The organism is Arthrobacter sp. 01L42, from assembly GCF_056400005.1.
On the sequence record NZ_JBFTSL010000014.1, the window covers coordinates 79298 to 97541 of the forward strand.

Sequence of the window (18244 nt, forward strand, 5' to 3'; positions counted from 1 at the left end):
CACCCGATCAAGGGGAAGAACTGGCCGACGCTAAGTTTTGGTATGTGCCGCTTCCCTCGTATCTCACACGACGCTGGGCGTCAGGAAAGATGCAGATGAGGCGAAAAGCGTACACATGGGACTTCACAACGTTAGGGCTTGCCAACCTCCCGAGTCAAACCGGGGACCGCTCCGCACGCTATCCCCAGCTGTGGCTAACTGCTCCCGCAGCCTGTGGATGAAGTGCGTCACGCGCCCCATTTCAGAACCACAACGGTGTAATTATCCACAGGACTGAACCCAGCTATCTTCTGGCGTTTTCATCCCCTACAGTGTCTCAGTAACCCCTTATCCACGGACTGTGCATAACCCTGTGGATTGAGCCGGCCGGTGGACAGCTCCGGACCGCGTGGATGCACGTAATGCAGGCCAGCAAGTTTGAGGAACTGATTGATGACAGTAGACGAAGCCAACCAAGCCAACACTGTCGGAAGTTCCTGGCGGCGGGTAGTGAGCCTCCTGGAGAACGACCACCGTGTCTCTCCCCGGCAGCGCGGCTTCGTCATCCTCGCCCAGGCGCAGGGGCTCATCGGTTCCACCCTGCTGGTAGCAGTTCCGAATGAGCTCACCCGCGAAGTGCTGCAGACCCAGGTCAAGGAAGCCCTCGACGACGCGCTCCGCAGCGTGTTCTCCGACGAAATCCGCTGCGCGATCGACGTCGACACTGATCTGGTGCCGCTGCACACAGAACCCGAACCCGCCGTCGAACTTTCCTTGGCCGCCGACCCGACCGTGGAGTTGAAGCCGCAGCCGATGCTGCCGAGCACCTCGCATGAATTCGGCCGGCTGAATCCGAAGTACGTTTTCGACACCTTCGTGATCGGTTCCTCCAACCGGTTCGCCCACGCAGCCGCCGTGGCAGTAGCCGAGGCGCCGGCGAAGGCCTACAACCCGCTGTTCATCTACGGGGACTCCGGACTCGGCAAGACCCACCTGCTTCACGCGATCGGCCACTATGCGCGCCGGCTCTACAGCGGGATCCGGGTCCGCTACGTCAATTCCGAGGAATTCACCAACGACTTCATCAACTCCATCCGCGACGATGAAGGCACCAGCTTCAAGACCACGTACCGCAACGTGGATGTGCTGCTGATCGACGACATCCAGTTCCTGGCCGGCAAGGACCGGACGCTGGAGGAGTTCTTCCACACGTTCAACGCCCTGCACAACAACAACAAGCAGGTGGTCATCACCTCGGACCAGCCGCCGAAACTGCTCGCCGGCTTCGAGGACCGGATGAAGTCGCGCTTCGAATGGGGCCTGCTGACCGACATCCAGCCGCCCGAACTGGAGACCCGCATTGCGATCCTCCGGAAGAAGGCCCTCAGCGAGGGCCTTTCCGCGCCGGACGATGCGCTCGAATACATCGCCTCCAAGATTTCCAGCAACATCCGCGAACTTGAGGGAGCCCTCATCCGCGTCACGGCGTTCGCCAGCCTGAACCGGCAGCCGGTGGATGTGGCCCTGGCCGAGATGGTGCTCAAGGACCTGATCACCGACGACGGTGCCCAGGAAATCACCTCTGCGCAGATCCTCACCCAGACAGCCGACTACTTCAAGCTCAGCATGGAAGAACTCTGCAGCAAGTCGCGCACCCGCACGCTGGTGACCGCCCGGCAGATCGCGATGTACCTGTGCCGGGAGCTGACGGACATGTCCCTGCCCAAGATCGGACAGGAGCTGGGCGGCCGCGACCACACCACCGTGATCCACGCCGACCGCAAGATCCGCGAACTCATGGCCGAGCGTCGGGTCATCTACAACCAGGTGACCGAGCTGACCAACCGGATCAAGCAGCAGCAGCGCAATTCCTGAGCCATCGGCCGGCGCACTCATACCTTATTAACAGGGCCCTGTGGACAACCCTGTGGATACTTAAGGGGACAACCGCGGTTAATGGGCTTAAAACCCTTAAGGCACCTGTGGATTGGCCAGTCGGCCAAAAATCTTGTCCCCATCCACACCCTGTTTAAAACCTGCTCCGCCCACAGTCCATGAACAGGGCTTAACCGCGGATTCGCACGGCAGGATCGAGTTATCCACAGTTTCCACAGCAGTTATTAACACTACTAATCCCAAGAAAATGAAATTCCCTCAAACAACAATCTCCTTCCCACCTCCGAGCAGCGCCCAGGCCCGTTCCGGACCGGCGCAGGAGACCGGCCCCGCGAACAACACCGATGTAACCCGGGGATGGGAGAAACGCTCACCTTGGGGCTAAGCTGTCTGCAGTGCGTCCGTCCCGGACATCTTTTGTGGTTCCTACCGGGCCATGGGGCCCGGGTGGGCGGACGATTCCCTTGTTGACGGAATTCGGCGTCCCTGCCGACGTCCGCCGCAGCTCGAGCAGTTTCAGCGATTTTCAGCACTAACAGCAGCAATGAAAGGCGGCACCCTTCCGTGAAGTTCAGAGTCGAACGGGACGTCCTGGCAGAAGCCGTGACATGGACCGCCCGGTCGTTGTCTCCGCGGCCGCCCGTTCCCGTACTTTCGGGCCTGCTCCTGAAAGCTGAAGCCGGTACCGTTAGCCTGTCGAGCTTCGACTACGAGACCTCCGCGAGGCTCGAAATCCCCGCTGACATCAGCGCCGAGGGCACTATCCTGGTATCGGGCCGCCTGCTCGCGGACATCTGCCGCAGCCTGCCGTCCGCCCCCGTCGAGGTCGAAACCGACGGCAACAAAGTGACGCTCACCTGCCGCCGAAGCAGCTTCCACCTGGCCACGATGCCCGAGGCTGAATACCCGCCGCTGCCGGCCCTGCCGACGATCAGCGGCACCGTGCCCGGCGATTCGTTCGCCCAAGCCGTATCCCAGGTGATCATCGCGGCCAGCAAGGACGACACCCTGCCGATCCTGACCGGCGTGCGGATGGAAATCGAGGACGACCTCATCACCCTCCTGGCCACCGACCGCTACCGCCTGGCCATGCGGGAAGTCCCCTGGAAGCCTGCGACGCCGGGCATCTCCACGAGCGCCCTGGTCAAGGCCAAGACCCTCAACGAAGTGGCGAAAACCCTGGGCAGCAGCGGCGATATCAACATCGCCCTCGCCGACGACGACAGCCGGCTGATCGGCTTCGAGAGCGGCGGCAGGACCACCACTTCACTCCTGGTCGACGGCGACTACCCGAAGATCCGTTCGCTCTTCCCGGATTCGACCCCCATCCACGCCACCGTGCAGACCCAGGAACTGGTCGAAGCCGTGCGCCGCGTCTCGCTCGTGGCCGAACGCAACACGCCTGTCCGGCTCGCGTTCACCCAGGGCCAGCTGCACCTGGACGCCGGCACCGGCGAGGACGCCCAGGCCTCCGAAGAGCTCGAAGCCCAGCTGTCCGGTGAAGACATCACCGTGGCCTTCAACCCGCACTACCTGATCGAGGGCCTCAGCGTCATCGAAACCAAGTTTGTGCGGTTCTCCTTCACCACCGCACCCAAGCCGGCCATGATCACTGCCCAGCAGGACGCCGAGGGCGAGGACCAGGGCGACTACCGCTACCTCGTCATGCCCGTCCGGCTGCCCAACTAGCCCGTCATTGCCGTGCCCCGGACCTCCGGAGCACGGCACCTGCGGGCCATCACGGCCGTCTCCAACGAAGCACCCCAGCGCAGAAAAGAGTTCATCCCCGTGCACATCGGACTAATCGGCCTTGGAAAAATGGGCTTCAACATGCGTGAACGGCTTCGCAACGGCGGGATCGAGGTCACCGGGTTTGACCGCAACCCCGACGTTGCCGACGTCGCCACCCTGGACGAACTCATCGCCGCCGTCCCGGCGCCGCGCCTGATCTGGGTCATGGTCCCCTCGGGCGAGATTACCGACGCCGTGATCACCGAACTGGGCACTAAGCTCGACGCCGGTGACCTCGTGATCGACGGCGGCAACTCCCGCTTCACGGAAGACCAGAAGCACGGTGCCGCGCTGGCCGAAAAGGGAATCCGCTTTGCGGACTGCGGCGTGTCCGGCGGGGTCTGGGGCCTCCAGAACGGTTACGGCCTGATGGCGGGCGGCGATGCCGCGGACATCGAACGGGCACTCCCCGTCTTCGATGCGCTTCGTCCCGCAGGTGAGCGGGCCGACAGCTTTGTGCACGTCGGCGGCGTCGGCGCCGGCCACTACGCCAAAATGGTCCACAACGGGATCGAATATGGCCTGATGCAGGCTTACGCCGAGGGGTACGAGCTCCTGGCCGCCAAGGAGATCGTCGCCGATCTTCCCGGGACATTCCGGGCCTGGCAGAAGGGAACGGTTGTCCGCTCCTGGCTCCTGGACCTCATGGTCAAGGCCCTTGACGAGGATCCCGGACTGGAATCGATCTCCGACTACGTCGAGGATTCGGGCGAAGGCCGCTGGACCGTCGAGGAGGCCATTGCCAACGCGGTGCCGGCCCCGGCGATCACGGCTGCGCTGTTCGCCAGGTTCTCCTCCCGCGAGGACAATTCGCCGGCCATGAAGATGGTCTCGGCGCTGCGCCACCAGTTCGGCGGCCACGCGACCCGGCCGGCCAAATAATCCTGCCCGGCCACTTGATCCTGCCTGTGAAGTCCTGAATCCCGCGTGTACCTAGAAAAGCTCTCGCTCACCGATTTCCGCAGCTACGCCCAGGTCGATCTCAGCCTTGAGCCCGGAGTCACCGTGCTGGTGGGTTCCAACGGCATCGGCAAGACCAATCTGATGGAAGCGATCGGGTATCTGGCCACGCTCAACTCGCACCGGGTCAGCACGGACGCGCCGCTGTTGCGGTTCGGTGCCGAGCGGGCCATGATCCGGGCCAAGCTGGTCCGTGGCGAGCAGTCCACCGTGCTGGAGCTGGAAATCAACGCGGGCCGGGCCAACCGCGGCCGAATCAACCGGAGCAATCCGGTCCGTGCCAGGGACCTGCTCGGGATCTGCCAGACGGTGCTCTTCGCGCCAGAGGACCTGGCGCTGGTCAAGGGCGATCCGTCCAGCCGCCGCCGGTTTCTGGACGAGCTCCTGGTCAGCCTCATGCCGCGCCACGCCGCGACCAGGAGCGACTATGACCGGGTCCTGAAGCAGCGCAACGCGCTGCTCAAGTCGGCCCGCGCCGGAAAATTCAGCACCGGCCACGAGGCAACGCTCGATGTCTGGGACCAGCACATGGCCCGGGCCGGGGCTGAGCTGCTGCACGCGCGCCTGGAGCTGGTGGACCGGCTGCAACCGCACCTGAAAAATGCCTACGCGCAGCTGACCGACGGCTCCAAGGAGGCCACTGCGGTGTACCGTTCCACGCTGCAGGACAGCCTGGACGACGACGGCGCCACCTCAGGACCAGCGGATTCCAGGCCTGCGGACGGAACCGCAGCCGATGAGGCCGCGCCGGCGGAAGACCTGCGCCTGCTCTCCGTCGAGCAGCTCACCGACCGCTACATCCAGGCCTTCGCCGCAGCCCGGCGCAAGGAACTGGAACGGGGAATTTCGCTGGTCGGGCCACACCGCGACGAACTTGAGCTCGTGCTTGGATCGGCGCCGGCCAAGGGCTACGCCTCCCACGGGGAAACCTGGTCCATGTGCCTGTCCCTGCGCCTGGCCTCCTACTACGTCATGCTCGACGATGCCCGCACGGGCGGCTCGCCCCCGATCCTGATTCTGGACGATGTCTTTGCCGAACTCGACGTCCAGCGGCGGCGTAAACTGGCGGCAATAGTATCCGGCGCCGAGCAAGTGCTGGTCACTGCCGCCGTCGAGGACGATATCCCGGCAGAGCTGACCGGACGGCGGGTGAAGGTCATCCCGGGAGGAATCGATGAGCAGGAAAATCGATGAATAAGGATACCGACGGCGGCCTGCAGCCCGGCCGTGACCCCGACGATATCGATGCCGCGCAGGCCGCATTGAACCGGATGCGCGACGCCGCCGCGGCCCGGGGCGAAATCCGCCGAAAGGCGCCGCCGCGGCCCGGCAGTACCCAAAAGCCTGCCCGCAGCGCTGGAACCCGAGGGTTCTCCCAATTCCACGGTACCGGCAGGGATCCGTTGGGCCTCGGAAAAGTCGTGGGACGCCTCGTGGCCGAACGCGGCTGGAGCTCGCCGGTGGCCGTCGGGTCCGTCATGGCGCAGTGGGCCGTGCTGGTGGGCCCGGAGATCTCGGCGCACTGCACTCCCGAGAGTTTTACCGACACCACCTTGCATGTGCGGACCGATTCCACGGCTTGGGCAACCCAGCTGCGGCTGCTCAGCAGCAGCCTGCTGGAAAAATTCCGGACCGAGCTTGGCGATGGCGTCGTCACCAGCATCCAGGTGCTCGGACCCGCCGCCCCGAGCTGGCGCAAGGGCCTCCGGACGGTCAACGGCCGGGGTCCCCGCGACACGTACGGATAGCCCCGGCCCAATGGCGGGCACCGGATCTGAAGCACTTCTTGCAAAAACCCTTGAAAAATCCGCAAGCGGCGTGTAGGGCGCTTGAACCTCCCGGAGTCGTATAGGAACCCTAGGGCTGGACCCCGAAAGCCTTGCAGGGGGAGCCAGCGCCCTCCCAGCGGCACTTTCCCGCCCGTTTGGCGCCCTGGAATGCAAGTTTGGCCCCTATAACACGATAGAATCGGTGTAGATAACTGGGCGCCGGTGAAGCGTTGACTGAGTCCGTTTCCGACGCAATTTCAGCGTGCGGCGGACGGGATCCCCAAGTCAGCGGAAACACCCGGCGTCGTCAGTGACGTGCCTGTTGGCAGGAGCCTTTTCCACGGAAGGGGCAACCGCCGGCCTTCAACGAACATAGAGGAGTCGAAAGCGCCTGTGGCTAACGACAATGCAGAGATCCCGGCAGTGGAAGACGTAGCGGAAGCGGTGGAACAAGAGGCTGCGGTGGCGGCGCCGTCGGGGACCGCGACATCGCGCGAATACGGCGCCAGCGACATCACCGTACTTGAAGGCCTGGAAGCTGTCCGGAAACGTCCCGGCATGTACATCGGCTCCACCGGCCCCCGCGGCCTGCACCACCTGGTCTATGAAGTGGTGGACAACTCGGTGGACGAGGCCCTGGCCGGCTACTGCACGCACATCGAAATCGTGCTGCAGGCCGACGGCGGGGTCAAGGTGGTCGACAACGGCCGCGGCATCCCCGTGGACATGCACCCCACCGAGCACAAGCCCACCGTGGAAGTCGTCATGACGATCCTGCACGCCGGCGGCAAGTTCGGCGGCGGCGGATATGCTGTCTCCGGCGGCCTGCACGGCGTCGGCATTTCGGTGGTCAACGCACTCTCCAGCCGGGTCGACACCGAGGTCCGCCGCCAGGGACACGTCTGGCGGATGTCTTTCGCTGACGGCGGCAAGCCGCAAGGCGGCCTGGTCGAGGGCGAGGAAACCACCGAGACCGGCACCACCCAGACGTTCTACCCCGATGCCAGCATCTTCGAGAGCACCGACTTCGACTTCGAAACACTGCGGGCCCGCTTCCAGCAGATGGCATTCCTCAACAAGGGCCTGCGCATCACGTTGACGGACGAGCGCCGCGCTCCGGAGGAATCGTCCGAGGACGACGACCTGGACCTGGACACCGTCCCCACCGAAGGTGAGATCGCCGCGGAATTCCACACCGTGGTCTACCAGTACGACGACGGCCTGCTGGACTACGTCAAGCACCTTAACTCCGGCAAGAAGGTTGATGTGGTCCACGAGGACGTCATCGCCTTCGAAACCGAGGACACGGAACGGCACATTGCCCTGGAAATGGCGATGCAGTGGACCAACGCGTACTCCGAAAGCGTCCACACCTACGCCAACACGATCAACACGCATGAGGGCGGCACCCACGAAGAGGGTTTCCGCGCCGCGATGACTTCACTCATCAACCGCTATGCGCGGGAGAAGAACATCATCAAGGAAAAGGAAGACAACCTCACCGGGGACGACATCCGCGAGGGCCTGACGGCAGTCATTTCCGTGAAGCTCTCCGAACCGCAGTTCGAGGGCCAGACCAAGACCAAGCTCGGCAACTCCGAGGTCAAGGGCTTTGTCCAGCGCGTTGTCACGGACGGCCTGGGCGACTGGCTCGAGCGCAACCCCGGTCCCGCCCGGGACGTCATCCGCAAGGCGATCTCCGCAGCCCAGGCGCGCATGGCCGCCCGGAAGGCCCGGGACAACGCCCGCCGCAAGAGCCCGCTGGAATCCTTCGGCATGCCCGGCAAGCTGTCCGACTGCTCCTCGAAGAACCCGGAGAGGTGCGAGGTCTACATCGTGGAGGGTGACTCGGCCGGCGGTTCCGCCAAGCGCGGCCGCAACCCGGAGACCCAGGCCATCCTGCCGCTGCGCGGCAAGATCCTGAACGTCGAGCGTGCCCGGCTGGACAAGGCGCTCGGCAATGCCGAGGTCCAGTCCATGATCACGGCATTCGGCACCGGCATTGGCGAGGACTTCGACATCGCCAAGCTGCGCTATCACAAGATCGTGCTCATGGCCGATGCCGACGTCGACGGCCAGCACATCACGACGCTGCTGATGACGCTGCTGTTCCGCTACATGCGCCCGCTGATCGAAAACGGCTACGTCTACCTCGCGCAGCCGCCGCTGTACCGGATCAAGTGGTCCAATGCCCCGCACGACTACGTCTACAGCGACCGTGAACGCGACGCGAAGCTGCTCTCGGGCCAGGCCGCCGGCCGCCGCATCCCCAAGGACAACGGCATCCAGCGCTACAAGGGCCTCGGTGAAATGGACTACACGGAACTGTGGGACACCACCATGGACCCGGACCACCGGACCCTGCTGCAGGTGACGATGGACGATGCCCTGGCGGCGGACCAGATCTTCTCGGTCCTGATGGGCGAGGACGTTGAATCGCGCCGAAACTTCATTCAGCAGAACGCCAAGGACGTTCGGTTCCTGGACATCTAGAGGGCAGTCAAGCCCCGAATATGCCCGGACTGATATATACCTGAAACGGAAAATATAGACTATGAGTGACGAAACACCAGAGGTGCCGGCCGGCTCCGAGCCCGTCCTTGAAGGCGCCATCCTCGATGGCGACGTACTGACCGACCGCGTCGAGCAGGTGGACCTGCAGACCGAAATGCAGCGCTCCTACCTCGACTACGCCATGGCTGTGATCGTGGGCCGTGCCCTGCCGGATGTCCGCGACGGTCTCAAGCCCGTCCACCGCCGCGTGCTCTATGCGATGTTCGACGGCGGCTACCGCCCGGAACGCTCCTTCAACAAGTGTGCCCGCGTGGTGGGCGAGGTCATGGGCCAGTACCACCCGCACGGCGACACCGCGATCTACGACGCCCTGGTCCGCCTGATCCAGGACTGGACCATGCGCTACCCGCTGGCACTGGGCCAGGGCAACTTCGGCTCGCCCGGCAACGACGGCGCGGCCGCCCCGCGGTACACCGAAACCAAGATGGCGCCGCTGGCCATGGAGATGGTCCGGGACATCGACGAGGAAACCGTCGACTTCCAGGACAACTACGACGGCAAGAACCAGGAGCCGACCATCCTGCCGGCCCGGTTCCCGAACCTGCTGGTGAACGGTTCCTCGGGCATCGCCGTCGGCATGGCCACCAACATCCCGCCGCACAACCTCCGTGAGGTCGCCGACGGTGTGCAGTGGTACTTGGCCAACCCGACCGCCAGCCGCGAAGAGCTGCTCGAAGAGCTGATCCAGCGCGTCAAGGGACCGGACTTCCCGACCGGCGCCACGATCCTGGGCCACAAGGGCATCGAGGACGCCTACCGCACGGGCCGCGGCTCCATCACGATGCGCGCCGTGGTCAACGTCGAGGAACTCCAGGGCCGCACGTGCCTGGTGGTCACCGAGCTGCCGTACCAGGCCAACCCGGACAACCTGGCCATCAAGATCGCCGAACTCGTCAAGGACGGCAAGATCTCCGGCATCGCCGACCTCCGCGACGAGACCTCGGGCCGCACCGGCCAGCGACTGGTGATCGTGCTCAAGCGCGACGCCGTGGCCAAGGTGGTGCTGAACAACCTCTACAAGCACACCCAGCTGCAGGACAACTTCGCCGCCAACATGCTCGCGATCGTCGACGGCGTGCCGCGCACGCTCAGCCTCGATGCCTTCATCCGGCACTGGGTCACGCACCAGATGGACGTCATTGCCCGCCGCACCCGGTACCGGCTGCGGAAGGCGGAGGAGGAAGCGCACATCCTGCGGGCCCTTCTCAAGGCGCTGGATGCGCTCGATGAGGTCATTGCCCTGATCCGTGCGTCCACCACCACCGAAGCGGCCCGCGACGGGCTGATGGAGCTGCTGGACATCGACGAGGTGCAGGCCCGGGCCATCCTGGACATGCAGCTGCGCCGGCTCGCCGCCTTGGAGCGCCAGAAGATCCAGGACAAGCACGCCGAACTTGAGGCCCTGATCGTCGAATACAACTCGATCCTGGCCTCGGAGGAGCGCCAGCGCGAGATCATCAGCACCGAACTCTCGGAGATCGTGGCCAAGCACGGCGATGACCGCCGCACCAAGGTCCTGCTGGGCTACGACGGCGACATGTCCATCGAGGATCTGATCCCCGAGGAGGAAATGGTCGTCACCATTACCCGCGGCGGCTACGTCAAGCGCACCCGCAGCGACAACTACCGCTCGCAGCAGCGCGGTGGCAAGGGCATCAAGGGCGCGCAGCTGCGCGGCGACGACGTCGTCGAACACTTCTTCGTCACCACCACCCACCACTGGCTGCTCTTCTTCACCAACCTGGGCCGGGTCTACCGCGCCAAGGCGTACGAGCTCGTGGAAGCCGGCCGCGACGCCAAGGGCCAGCACGTGGCAAACCTGATGGCGTTCCAGCCGGACGAGCACATCGCCCAGGTGCTGGACCTGCGCGACTACCAGCACGCCCCGTACCTGGTGCTCGCCACCAAACGCGGCCTCGTCAAAAAGACCCGTCTGGAGGACTACGACACCAACCGGTCCGCCGGCGTCATCGCCATCAACCTGCGCGACGGCGATGAGCTTGTCTCGGCCCAGCTGGTGTCCGAGACCGATGACCTCATGCTGGTCTCCCGCAAGGGCCAGTCCGTCCGCTTCACCGCGACGGACGATGCGCTGCGCCCGATGGGCCGTGCCACCTCGGGCGTGACCGGCATGAAGTTCCGCGAGGACGACGAACTGCTGGCGGCCGACGTTGTGCAGGACGGTTCGTTTGTCTTCATTGTCACCGAAGGCGGCTTCGCCAAGCGGACCGCTGTGGAGGAATACCGCCTCCAGGGCCGCGGCGGCCTTGGCATCAAGGTGGGCAAGTACCAGGAAGAACGCGGCCACCTCGTCGGGGCCCTCATTGTCAACGAGGAAGACGAAGTCCTGGTGGTCATGGAAGGCGGCAAGGTGGTCCGCTCGTCGGTCAGCGGCGTGCCGGCCAAGGGCCGCGACACCATGGGCGTGATCTTTGCCAAGCCGGACAAGAACGACCGCATCATCGCCGTCGCGCGCAACAGCGAACGCGGGCTCGAAGTCGAGGAACCGGCCGAAGGTCAAGATGCCGGTGAAGACACCGGCGAAAATACCGCAGACGTGACCGAAAATCGGGCATCCACGCCCGATGACGTAACGTTGGCTGAAGATGGCGGACTGCATGAGGAGTCCGCAGCGGCAGAATCAGTACCGGCCCCGGAGTCAGATGAGTCATCAGGCAATGCCGAGCTGGACGAAGACAATACCGGAGGTAACGAGTGAGTAATTCCGACTCATATCCCAAGCCGAGCAGCGGCGTGCCGAGCGGAGTGCGGCAGCCCGCCGCCGCACCGCGCGTAGGCGCCCCCTCGCGTCCGCAGCAGCGCCCCGGCGTGTCCGGCGCAGCCACGGGAACGGGCCAGCGGCCCGCCGCACCCGGCCAGCGCCCCACGGTCCCCGGCCAGCGCCCAGCCGTCCCGGGGCAGCGCCCCGCCCAGTCCGGCGGGCAAGGCACTGCCGGGCTGATCAAGCCCGCTCCCAAGGCCAAGGTGCGCCGTGCCCGGCTGCTGGTCAGCAAGGTGGACCCCTGGTCCGTGCTGAAAATGGCCTTCCTGCTCTCCGTAGCGCTGGGAATCGTCACCGTCGTGGCGGCGATCGTGCTCTGGACCGTCCTGGACCTGACCGGGATCTTTGACCAGGTGGACAGCCTGCTCGGGACCCTCGCGGGCTCTGAAGGCGGCGGCTTCGAATTGAAGAAGGTGGCATCCCTGGGCCAGGTGGCGTCATTCGCCACCATCATCGCCGTGATCAATGTGGTGCTGCTGACGGCGTTGTCGATGCTTTCGGCGGTGCTCTACAACATTGCCGCGACGCTCGTCGGCGGCATCGGCGTGACCCTCACGGACGACTAATTCCCGTACTTTTCCGCGGATTCCCGCGGAAAAAGGCCTCGATTTGAGATCGGGCCGGGATGTGCTGTACAGTCATATCTCGGCCCGATGAGGCATCGGGGCGTATAGCTCAGGCGGTTAGAGCGCTTCGCTGATAACGAAGAGGTCCCAGGTTCAAGTCCTGGTACGCCCACGGAACCTGTACTGGTTCTGGCAGAGGTTAGTGAAGGTTCGTCCATGACAGAACCGGAACGGGGTGCATGTGAAGAAGTTGCTGGTTATCGCAGCCACGGTCGCAGGCGTCCTCCTCTACAGGAAAGTGCAGGAATCCGAAGCCCGGAAAGTGGTCTGGAGCAATTCAACCGATACGGTTGACTAGCCCGGAATCTGGGGATGGAAGCTGGAAACCGGCTCTCCGGACCTAGGGTATGATTGTCTGGTTGCTTCTTATGGGGGCATGGCGCAATTGGTAGCGCACCTGCTTTGCAAGCAGGGGGTTCGGGGTTCGAGTCCCCGTGCCTCCACCATAGGAAAAGCCCCGGACAGCGGAAACGCTGTCCGGGGCTTTTTTCATGCCTTCCCCACTCACTCCTTCGGCTTGGCGTAGTCCGCCATCCCTTGCCAGTCGATATACACGTAGGGCTCGTCGCCGAGGACCCAGGCGTCGTGGCCCGGCGGAATCACACCGAAGTCGCCGGGCCCGAATTCGAGTTCTTCGCCGTCGTCCATGACGACCTTGATGCGGCCGGAAATCGTGTAGCCGGTATGGCTGGCCATGCAGCTGTCAGTTTTGGCGATCGGCTTGACGTGGTCTGACCATTTCCAGCCCGGAAGGAAGGTGGCCCGTCCAACCGGGCCGGCCTCGAGGTTGACGAGATCCACCTGACCCATGCCCTCGGCAACGGGGCGCGTCTCTTCGGGATTGTCCAGGCTCTTGCGGATCATTGACGCCATGATGGTCTCCTTCTTCGATGATGGCGAGACCGGTACGTGAGACCGCGCCTTAAGGTTGGCACCGCGGTATGCACCCGTCAAGGAGCAGCGGCCGTAAGGGCCCCTGCTGTCCGTCCCATTAGTGTTGGAGCGTGAACTTCTTACTTGCGGCCGTAGGCGTGCTGGGCGTGGCCTCGTCGGGGCCCCTCATTGCCGCCACGCTGGGCGCCACGTCGGTCAGTGCCCTCGCCATCGCTTTCTGGCGCAACGCCATTGGAGCAGTCGTGATGGCCGGTCCGGTTGTGGTCCGCAACCCCCGTCAGTTCGGAAAGGTGACCGGAGCCGAGTTCCGCTGGTCGCTCGCCGCGGCGGTGGCCCTGGCCCTGCACTTCGCGTGCTTCATTACCTCCCTGCAGCTGACGTCGGTCGCGGCGGCGACGGCGCTGGTGTGCCTTCAGTCAGGCTGGATCGCGATCTTCCAACTCTTCCGGGGAGTCCGGTTCCGCTGGCCGGTCCTGGTAGGGCTGGGGCTCGCCTTCGGCGGTGTCGTGACAATCACCGGTTTTGATATGGGTTCCTCGCCCGAGGCGCTTGTGGGCGATCTCCTGGCCGTCGCCGGCGGCGCCCTGGCGGGCATCTACACGCTCGCCGGAGGCAAGGCGCGGCAGAGCATGGGCACCGGCGTCTATACGACCCTGTGCTACGGCATGTGCGCCGCGATTGTGGCGGGGATGGCGCTGTTGGCTGGACAGCCGCTGGCAGGGTTCGAAGCCACCGGCTGGCTGGGGATCCTCGCCATTACCGTGTGCGCACAGCTGGTGGGGCACACCGCGTTCAACTATCTGCTGGCGACCATGAGCCCGCTGCTGGTGTCCATGATCATCCTGCTGGAAATCCCCGGAGCGGCGCTCCTGGCCGCAGCCTTCCTGGACGAGACGCTGCCGGCCGGAACCTACGCGGGGCTGGCGATGATCCTGGTGGGGCTCGCCGTCGTGGTCCTGGGGCAGCGAGGCTCACGCTCCGCCCGGAGAACGGGCGAGGGAGCCGGTGAAGAGCGGCTGGCGGAGCTCGGCACCGACTAGGCCGCTCCCGGCGGCCGCATCTCCCGGTGGCCGCGTGGCCGCCGTCATTGGCCGCTAGTGGCCGCCGCGGCGGGCCGGCTGGGGAACGTTGACCGTGTGGATGGCACGGAGCAGTTTCGCCGGGAAGTAGACCGAGAAGAAGACCACCATGGGCGCCTTCAGTGCCATCTTCTTGACGTTGTGGGCCTTGTAGGTGCGGTCAAAGCGCGTCACGTAGTAGCGGTAATCCCGCGGCGAGTCCTCCAGCCGCCGGGCCGACATGCCCGAGATCATCTGCGGCCAGTACTGGATCCGGAGCTCGTGGTCGGCCAGGTGCAGCGACAGATCGATGTCCTCGTGCATCTCGTCCCGCTCGTCGCGGCAGGCTTCTGTGCGGATGGTCTCCCAGGCCGAGCGGCGCATTGCCATGTTGGACCCGAAGAGGAAGTGATACTGGTGCTTGGCAAGCCTGAGCATCAGTTGGCGCATTTTGTCGTCGGCCTTGAGCCCGAACCGGCGCATGGGCATGTCGTAATAGACCACCGGACCGGTCGCAGCGTGCACAGACTCGTCGGCGAAGGCTTTCTGCACCTGCTCCACCCAGTCCGGTTCCAGCACGGAATCGGCGTCGATCCGGCCGAGGATATCGCCCGTGGCATGGTCCAAACCGAAATTGCGTGTGGGGATGAGCCCCTGGTCGCGGTCCTGGCTGAGCAGGATGATCGGGCTCTCCGGATACTCCAGCTGCATCTGCCGCACGATTTCCGCCGTGCGGTCCTTGGACAGGTTGTCCACCACAATGATTTCGTGGGCGGGCACCGACTGGTAAACCGCGGCGATCAGACACTGCCGGATGACGCTTTCCTCGTTGTACGCCGGGATGACGATAGACACAGCCGGCGGCGGAGCAAGGAGCAAGGCATCCTGGGGTGATCTATGGGGTGACATCACCACAAATTTAGCATCTAGCCTGGCGTTTCAAGCCGGACCGTGACGTGCCTGCGGAGGCCGCGTCAAACAAAAGGAGGGATCCCGCACCGTGGCGGAATCCCTCCTTGGGAGAGTGCAGGTCACCTGCCGGCAGCGGGACTGCCCGGCGCAGGGTCTCGACTCAGCCGGCCTGTGCCGGCCAGGTTCTACTTGCCGGGCTTGTCTGCGCCGTTGTTCAGGCTGGGCGCGATGTTGCGTACGGCCGTTTTGGCGTCGGTGGCAACCTTGTCGGCGGCCTCAGCGGCGTTGCCGGCGGCGTCCTTGGCCGTTTCCGTGGCTTTGTCCGCCGCGGTGGCTGCGGAATCGGAAGCCTCCTTGGATGCCTCAGCCGCGGAGTCCGCTGCCGCTACAGTCGCGGAACCGGCCTTGTCGGCGGCGTCCTTCAGCGATTCGCCGGCCGGGGCGGCCGTGGGGGCGGGCTTTACCGGCGTCGGTACCTTCCAGGGGTCCTCCACCGGCCTGGACGCCCGCCAGGCGGCGACACCGGCTGCAACGGCGGCAGCGATGATGCCGAAGATCAGCAGGCCGCGGTGCTTGGGCTTCTGCTGCTTGGCGAGCTTGGCATTAGCCGTCTTGGTGACCTCATTGGCGGCCGCCTTGATGTTCTTGCTGGCGTTCTTGCCTGCCTTCTTGGCGTGTCCCTTGACGGCCTGGGCCTGCGTCTGGACGCCGGTGACAACACCGGAATCAACAAGCTTCTGTGCGACGGCGTCCACGTGGGCCGGGGCGTTTTCCAACGTGCGGTGGACGGCCACGGAAGCCTGCCCGATCTGGTCGGAAAGCCTGGGCAGGTACTCGACAACAACCCGGTCGCGTGCATTGGCGATGACCGGGGCTGCCTTGTCCACAGCTTCGTGCAGGCGCGGGGTAGCGCTGTCCGCGGCATCGTGGATCCTCGGCGCCAGCTGGGCCAGGCCATCCTGAAGGCGGGGAGTGACAGTGGCAACGCCGCCGGCCAGATTGTGGGCCGCCGACTTGAGGCCCTCCTGGATCTTGGGAGAGGCGGTGTCCAGTCCGTGCTGCAGGCGGGGAACAGCCCAGTTCACGGCAGCCTCAACCCGCGGGGCCGCCCAATCCTTGGCGCTGTCTACTCCGGTGCTGACTGACTGCTCCAAGTCACGGGCAATACGATCCGTTTTCTTCACAACTACCTCCCGATTAATGTGACGGTTCTGCTGTTAGCCTACGTGTCTAGGAACGCACCGGCTATTCTTCAGGCCGATTTCCAGTGGATTTCACCCAGCGCGGAACTGACTGTGCGGCCCTATGCGGGCGTAGCCGTCATGGAAGAATGGGCCCTATGACTGCCAACGCAACCGCAAAAGCCACTATCCACACGAGCCTCGGCGACATCGTCGTCAACCTCTTTGGCAACCACGCGCCGAAGACCGTCGACAACTTCGTCGGGCTGGCCACCGGTGAGAAGGCCTGGACCCACCCGGAAACGGGCGAGGACAAGACCGGCACGCCGCTCTACAACGGCACCATCTTCCACCGCATCATCAAGGACTTCATGATCCAGGCCGGCGATCCGCTGGGCCGCGGCACCGGTGGACCGGGCTACAAGTTCGACGATGAGATCCACCCGGAACTGACTTTCAACGAGCCGTACAAGCTGGCCATGGCCAACGCCGGCGTCCAGATGGGCCGCGGCACCAACGGCTCGCAGTTCTTCATCACCACCATCCCCACCGGCTGGCTGCAGGGCAAGCACAGCATCTTCGGTGAGGTCGCCGATGACGAATCCAAGAAGGTCGTCGACGCGATCGAAGGCGTCCGCACCGGCATGGGCGACCGCCCCGTCGAGGATGTCACCATTAACAGCATTGACATCGAAAAGCTCTAACCCACCACCATGAGCTACGGAATTCCGGCGGCAGAGCCGTCCGCAGAGGTCCCGGTATGCCCCAGGCACCCGGACCGGCCCGCCTATGTGCGTTGCCAGCGGTGCGGGCGCCCTGCGTGCCCCGACTGCCAGCGGGCGGCCGCCGTCGGATTCCAATGCGTTGACTGTGTCAACGAAACCAAGCGCACGACGCCGGCCGTCAGGACCGTCTACGGCGGCGCCGTGACCGCCGGCAAACCCGTGGTCACTTACGTGATCATCGCGCTGTGTGCCCTTGTCTATGCGCTGCAGTGGATAGTCCCCAACGACGGGATTTACCAGCAACTGGCCTACGCTCCCGCCCTGACCGGCGTTGAACCGTGGCGGATGCTCACCTCGGCGTTCCTGCACTCGCAGGGATTCCTGCTCCACATCGTCCTGAACATGTACACGCTGTGGATATTCGGCCAGATCCTCGAGCCGCTGCTGGGCCACGCCCGCTTCCTGGCCATCTACCTGCTCTCGGCCGTCGGAGGCTCCGTCGGCTTCCTCCTGCTGACCCCGGTGTATCCGCTGAACGGCCCGGTGGGCCTCGTCGGCGCCTCCGGCGCCATCTTCGGCCTGTTTGGCGCCCTGCTGGTGGTCCAGCGCCAGCGCGGCGGCGAAGTCCGCCAGCTCCTGGTCCTGATTGCCATCAACGGCGTCATCGGCTTCATGGTCCCGCAGATCGCCTGGCAGGCCCATCTTGGCGGCCTCGTCACCGGCGCCCTGAGCGCCGCCGTGATTGCCTACACCCCCCGCGGCCCGCGGCAGACCCTGCTGCAGGCCATCGGCCTGGCGGTGGTCCTGGCCCTGGTGATCGCCGTGTCCGTCGTGCGGATGGCCGGCGCCGGCGCTTAGCCCGCTCCTGCCGAAGTCCCCGGCCGCAATCGGCCGTAACCGGCCGGAATTGAACGCCCGGCCCCTTCACTCTTTTGCAGTGTTTCCCTCGCTGGTGTTCCTTGGCTGTTCCCTCCGCTTTGTGGGTCTTTCCCCCTATACACCCGGGCCGCGCCCCGAACCTGAATTCACAGGTGCGGATCCGAGAGTTTTCCACAGCGGTTATCCACATTGTTAATAACTTACAAGCGTGTAGTTCA

At 64.8% G+C, this 18244-nt stretch carries 15 protein-coding genes and 2 tRNA genes; 14 read left to right on the top strand and 3 right to left on the bottom strand.

Annotated features, from left to right (window positions below):
- Window positions 1–432: 432 nt before the first annotated feature.
- From dnaA to AC1DN2_RS13605, 11 genes are all read left to right on the top strand, one after another.
- Complete coding sequence (dnaA, locus tag AC1DN2_RS13555) at window positions 433–1854, top strand: chromosomal replication initiator protein DnaA (protein WP_018775671.1); 1422 nt, start codon at window positions 433–435, stop codon at window positions 1852–1854.
- Between the two features lie 585 nt (window positions 1855–2439).
- Window positions 2440–3564 carry a DNA polymerase III subunit beta gene (gene dnaN / locus AC1DN2_RS13560; RefSeq protein ID WP_018775670.1) on the top strand — a complete coding sequence of 375 codons (1125 nt, stop codon included), beginning with the start codon at window positions 2440–2442 and terminating at the stop codon, window positions 3562–3564.
- Window positions 3565–3663: 99 nt separating this feature from the next.
- A complete protein-coding gene (gnd, locus tag AC1DN2_RS13565; protein ID WP_223915420.1) occupies window positions 3664–4548 on the top strand; it encodes a phosphogluconate dehydrogenase (NAD(+)-dependent, decarboxylating) in 885 nt (294 codons plus the stop codon).
- 45 nt (window positions 4549–4593) lie between these two features.
- Window positions 4594–5820 carry a DNA replication/repair protein RecF gene (gene recF, locus AC1DN2_RS13570; protein WP_476850706.1) on the top strand — a complete coding sequence of 409 codons (1227 nt, stop codon included), beginning with the start codon at window positions 4594–4596 and terminating at the stop codon, window positions 5818–5820.
- On the top strand, window positions 5817–6374 hold the full coding sequence (locus AC1DN2_RS13575; protein WP_223914868.1) for a DciA family protein: 558 nt from the start codon (window positions 5817–5819) through the stop codon (window positions 6372–6374). The genes recF and AC1DN2_RS13575 overlap by 4 nt, the downstream gene beginning before the upstream one ends.
- A 414-nt stretch (window positions 6375–6788) precedes the next feature.
- The gene (gene gyrB, locus AC1DN2_RS13580; protein ID WP_374706707.1) at window positions 6789–8888 is read left to right on the top strand and encodes a DNA topoisomerase (ATP-hydrolyzing) subunit B; all 2100 of its coding nucleotides are present in this window, start codon (window positions 6789–6791) and stop codon (window positions 8886–8888) included.
- 61 nt (window positions 8889–8949) lie between these two features.
- Window positions 8950–11688, top strand: coding sequence for a DNA gyrase subunit A (gyrA, locus tag AC1DN2_RS13585; RefSeq protein WP_476850707.1), 2739 nt, complete (start codon window positions 8950–8952; stop codon window positions 11686–11688).
- Entirely contained in the window at window positions 11685–12317 is a 633-nt protein-coding gene (locus tag AC1DN2_RS13590) for a DUF3566 domain-containing protein (RefSeq protein WP_243178157.1), read from the top strand. Before gyrA ends, AC1DN2_RS13590 begins: the two co-directional genes overlap by 4 nt.
- A 98-nt stretch (window positions 12318–12415) precedes the next feature.
- A tRNA-Ile gene (locus tag AC1DN2_RS13595) sits at window positions 12416–12489 on the top strand.
- A gap of 69 nt (window positions 12490–12558) precedes the next feature.
- Window positions 12559–12675, top strand: coding sequence for a DLW-39 family protein (locus AC1DN2_RS13600; protein WP_230006372.1), 117 nt, complete (start codon window positions 12559–12561; stop codon window positions 12673–12675).
- Window positions 12676–12747: 72 nt separating this feature from the next.
- Window positions 12748–12823, top strand: a tRNA-Ala gene (locus tag AC1DN2_RS13605).
- Window positions 12824–12881: 58 nt separating this feature from the next.
- Here AC1DN2_RS13605 and AC1DN2_RS13610 read toward each other — a convergent pair.
- The gene (locus AC1DN2_RS13610; protein WP_028275348.1) at window positions 12882–13250 is read right to left on the bottom strand and encodes a cupin domain-containing protein; all 369 of its coding nucleotides are present in this window, start codon (window positions 13248–13250) and stop codon (window positions 12882–12884) included.
- A 131-nt stretch (window positions 13251–13381) separates the two neighbouring features.
- Here AC1DN2_RS13610 and AC1DN2_RS13615 point away from each other — a divergent pair, with 131 nt between their 5' ends.
- Window positions 13382–14311, top strand: coding sequence for a DMT family transporter (locus tag AC1DN2_RS13615; RefSeq protein ID WP_476850708.1), 930 nt, complete (start codon window positions 13382–13384; stop codon window positions 14309–14311).
- Between the two features lie 54 nt (window positions 14312–14365).
- Here the strand turns inward: AC1DN2_RS13615 and AC1DN2_RS13620 are convergent, their stop codons facing one another.
- Both AC1DN2_RS13620 and AC1DN2_RS13625 read right to left on the bottom strand, forming a co-directional pair.
- The gene (locus tag AC1DN2_RS13620; protein ID WP_476850709.1) at window positions 14366–15238 is read right to left on the bottom strand and encodes a glycosyltransferase family 2 protein; all 873 of its coding nucleotides are present in this window, start codon (window positions 15236–15238) and stop codon (window positions 14366–14368) included.
- A gap of 188 nt (window positions 15239–15426) precedes the next feature.
- The gene (locus AC1DN2_RS13625; protein ID WP_476850710.1) at window positions 15427–16425 is read right to left on the bottom strand and encodes a hypothetical protein; all 999 of its coding nucleotides are present in this window, start codon (window positions 16423–16425) and stop codon (window positions 15427–15429) included.
- A gap of 155 nt (window positions 16426–16580) precedes the next feature.
- Here AC1DN2_RS13625 and AC1DN2_RS13630 point away from each other — a divergent pair, with 155 nt between their 5' ends.
- On the top strand, window positions 16581–17126 hold the full coding sequence (locus tag AC1DN2_RS13630; RefSeq protein ID WP_026538031.1) for a peptidylprolyl isomerase: 546 nt from the start codon (window positions 16581–16583) through the stop codon (window positions 17124–17126).
- Between the two features lie 9 nt (window positions 17127–17135).
- Window positions 17136–18005 carry a rhomboid family intramembrane serine protease gene (locus tag AC1DN2_RS13635; protein WP_230008395.1) on the top strand — a complete coding sequence of 290 codons (870 nt, stop codon included), beginning with the start codon at window positions 17136–17138 and terminating at the stop codon, window positions 18003–18005.
- Window positions 18006–18244: the final 239 nt, after the last annotated feature.

What these genes read in the sequence shown, in the direction of transcription:
- AC1DN2_RS13610 (WP_028275348.1), bottom strand. Translation starts at nt 13,250, where the DNA reads ATGGCGTCAATGATCCGCAAGAGCCTGGACAATCCCGAAGAGACGCGC.
- gyrA (WP_476850707.1), top strand. Translation starts at nt 8,950, where the DNA reads ATGAGTGACGAAACACCAGAGGTGCCGGCCGGCTCCGAGCCCGTCCTT.
- dnaA (WP_018775671.1), top strand. Translation starts at nt 433, where the DNA reads ATGACAGTAGACGAAGCCAACCAAGCCAACACTGTCGGAAGTTCCTGG.
- AC1DN2_RS13630 (WP_026538031.1), top strand. Translation starts at nt 16,581, where the DNA reads ATGACTGCCAACGCAACCGCAAAAGCCACTATCCACACGAGCCTCGGC.
- AC1DN2_RS13575 (WP_223914868.1), top strand. Translation starts at nt 5,817, where the DNA reads ATGAATAAGGATACCGACGGCGGCCTGCAGCCCGGCCGTGACCCCGAC.
- AC1DN2_RS13620 (WP_476850709.1), bottom strand. Translation starts at nt 15,238, where the DNA reads ATGTCACCCCATAGATCACCCCAGGATGCCTTGCTCCTTGCTCCGCCG.
- AC1DN2_RS13635 (WP_230008395.1), top strand. Translation starts at nt 17,136, where the DNA reads ATGAGCTACGGAATTCCGGCGGCAGAGCCGTCCGCAGAGGTCCCGGTA.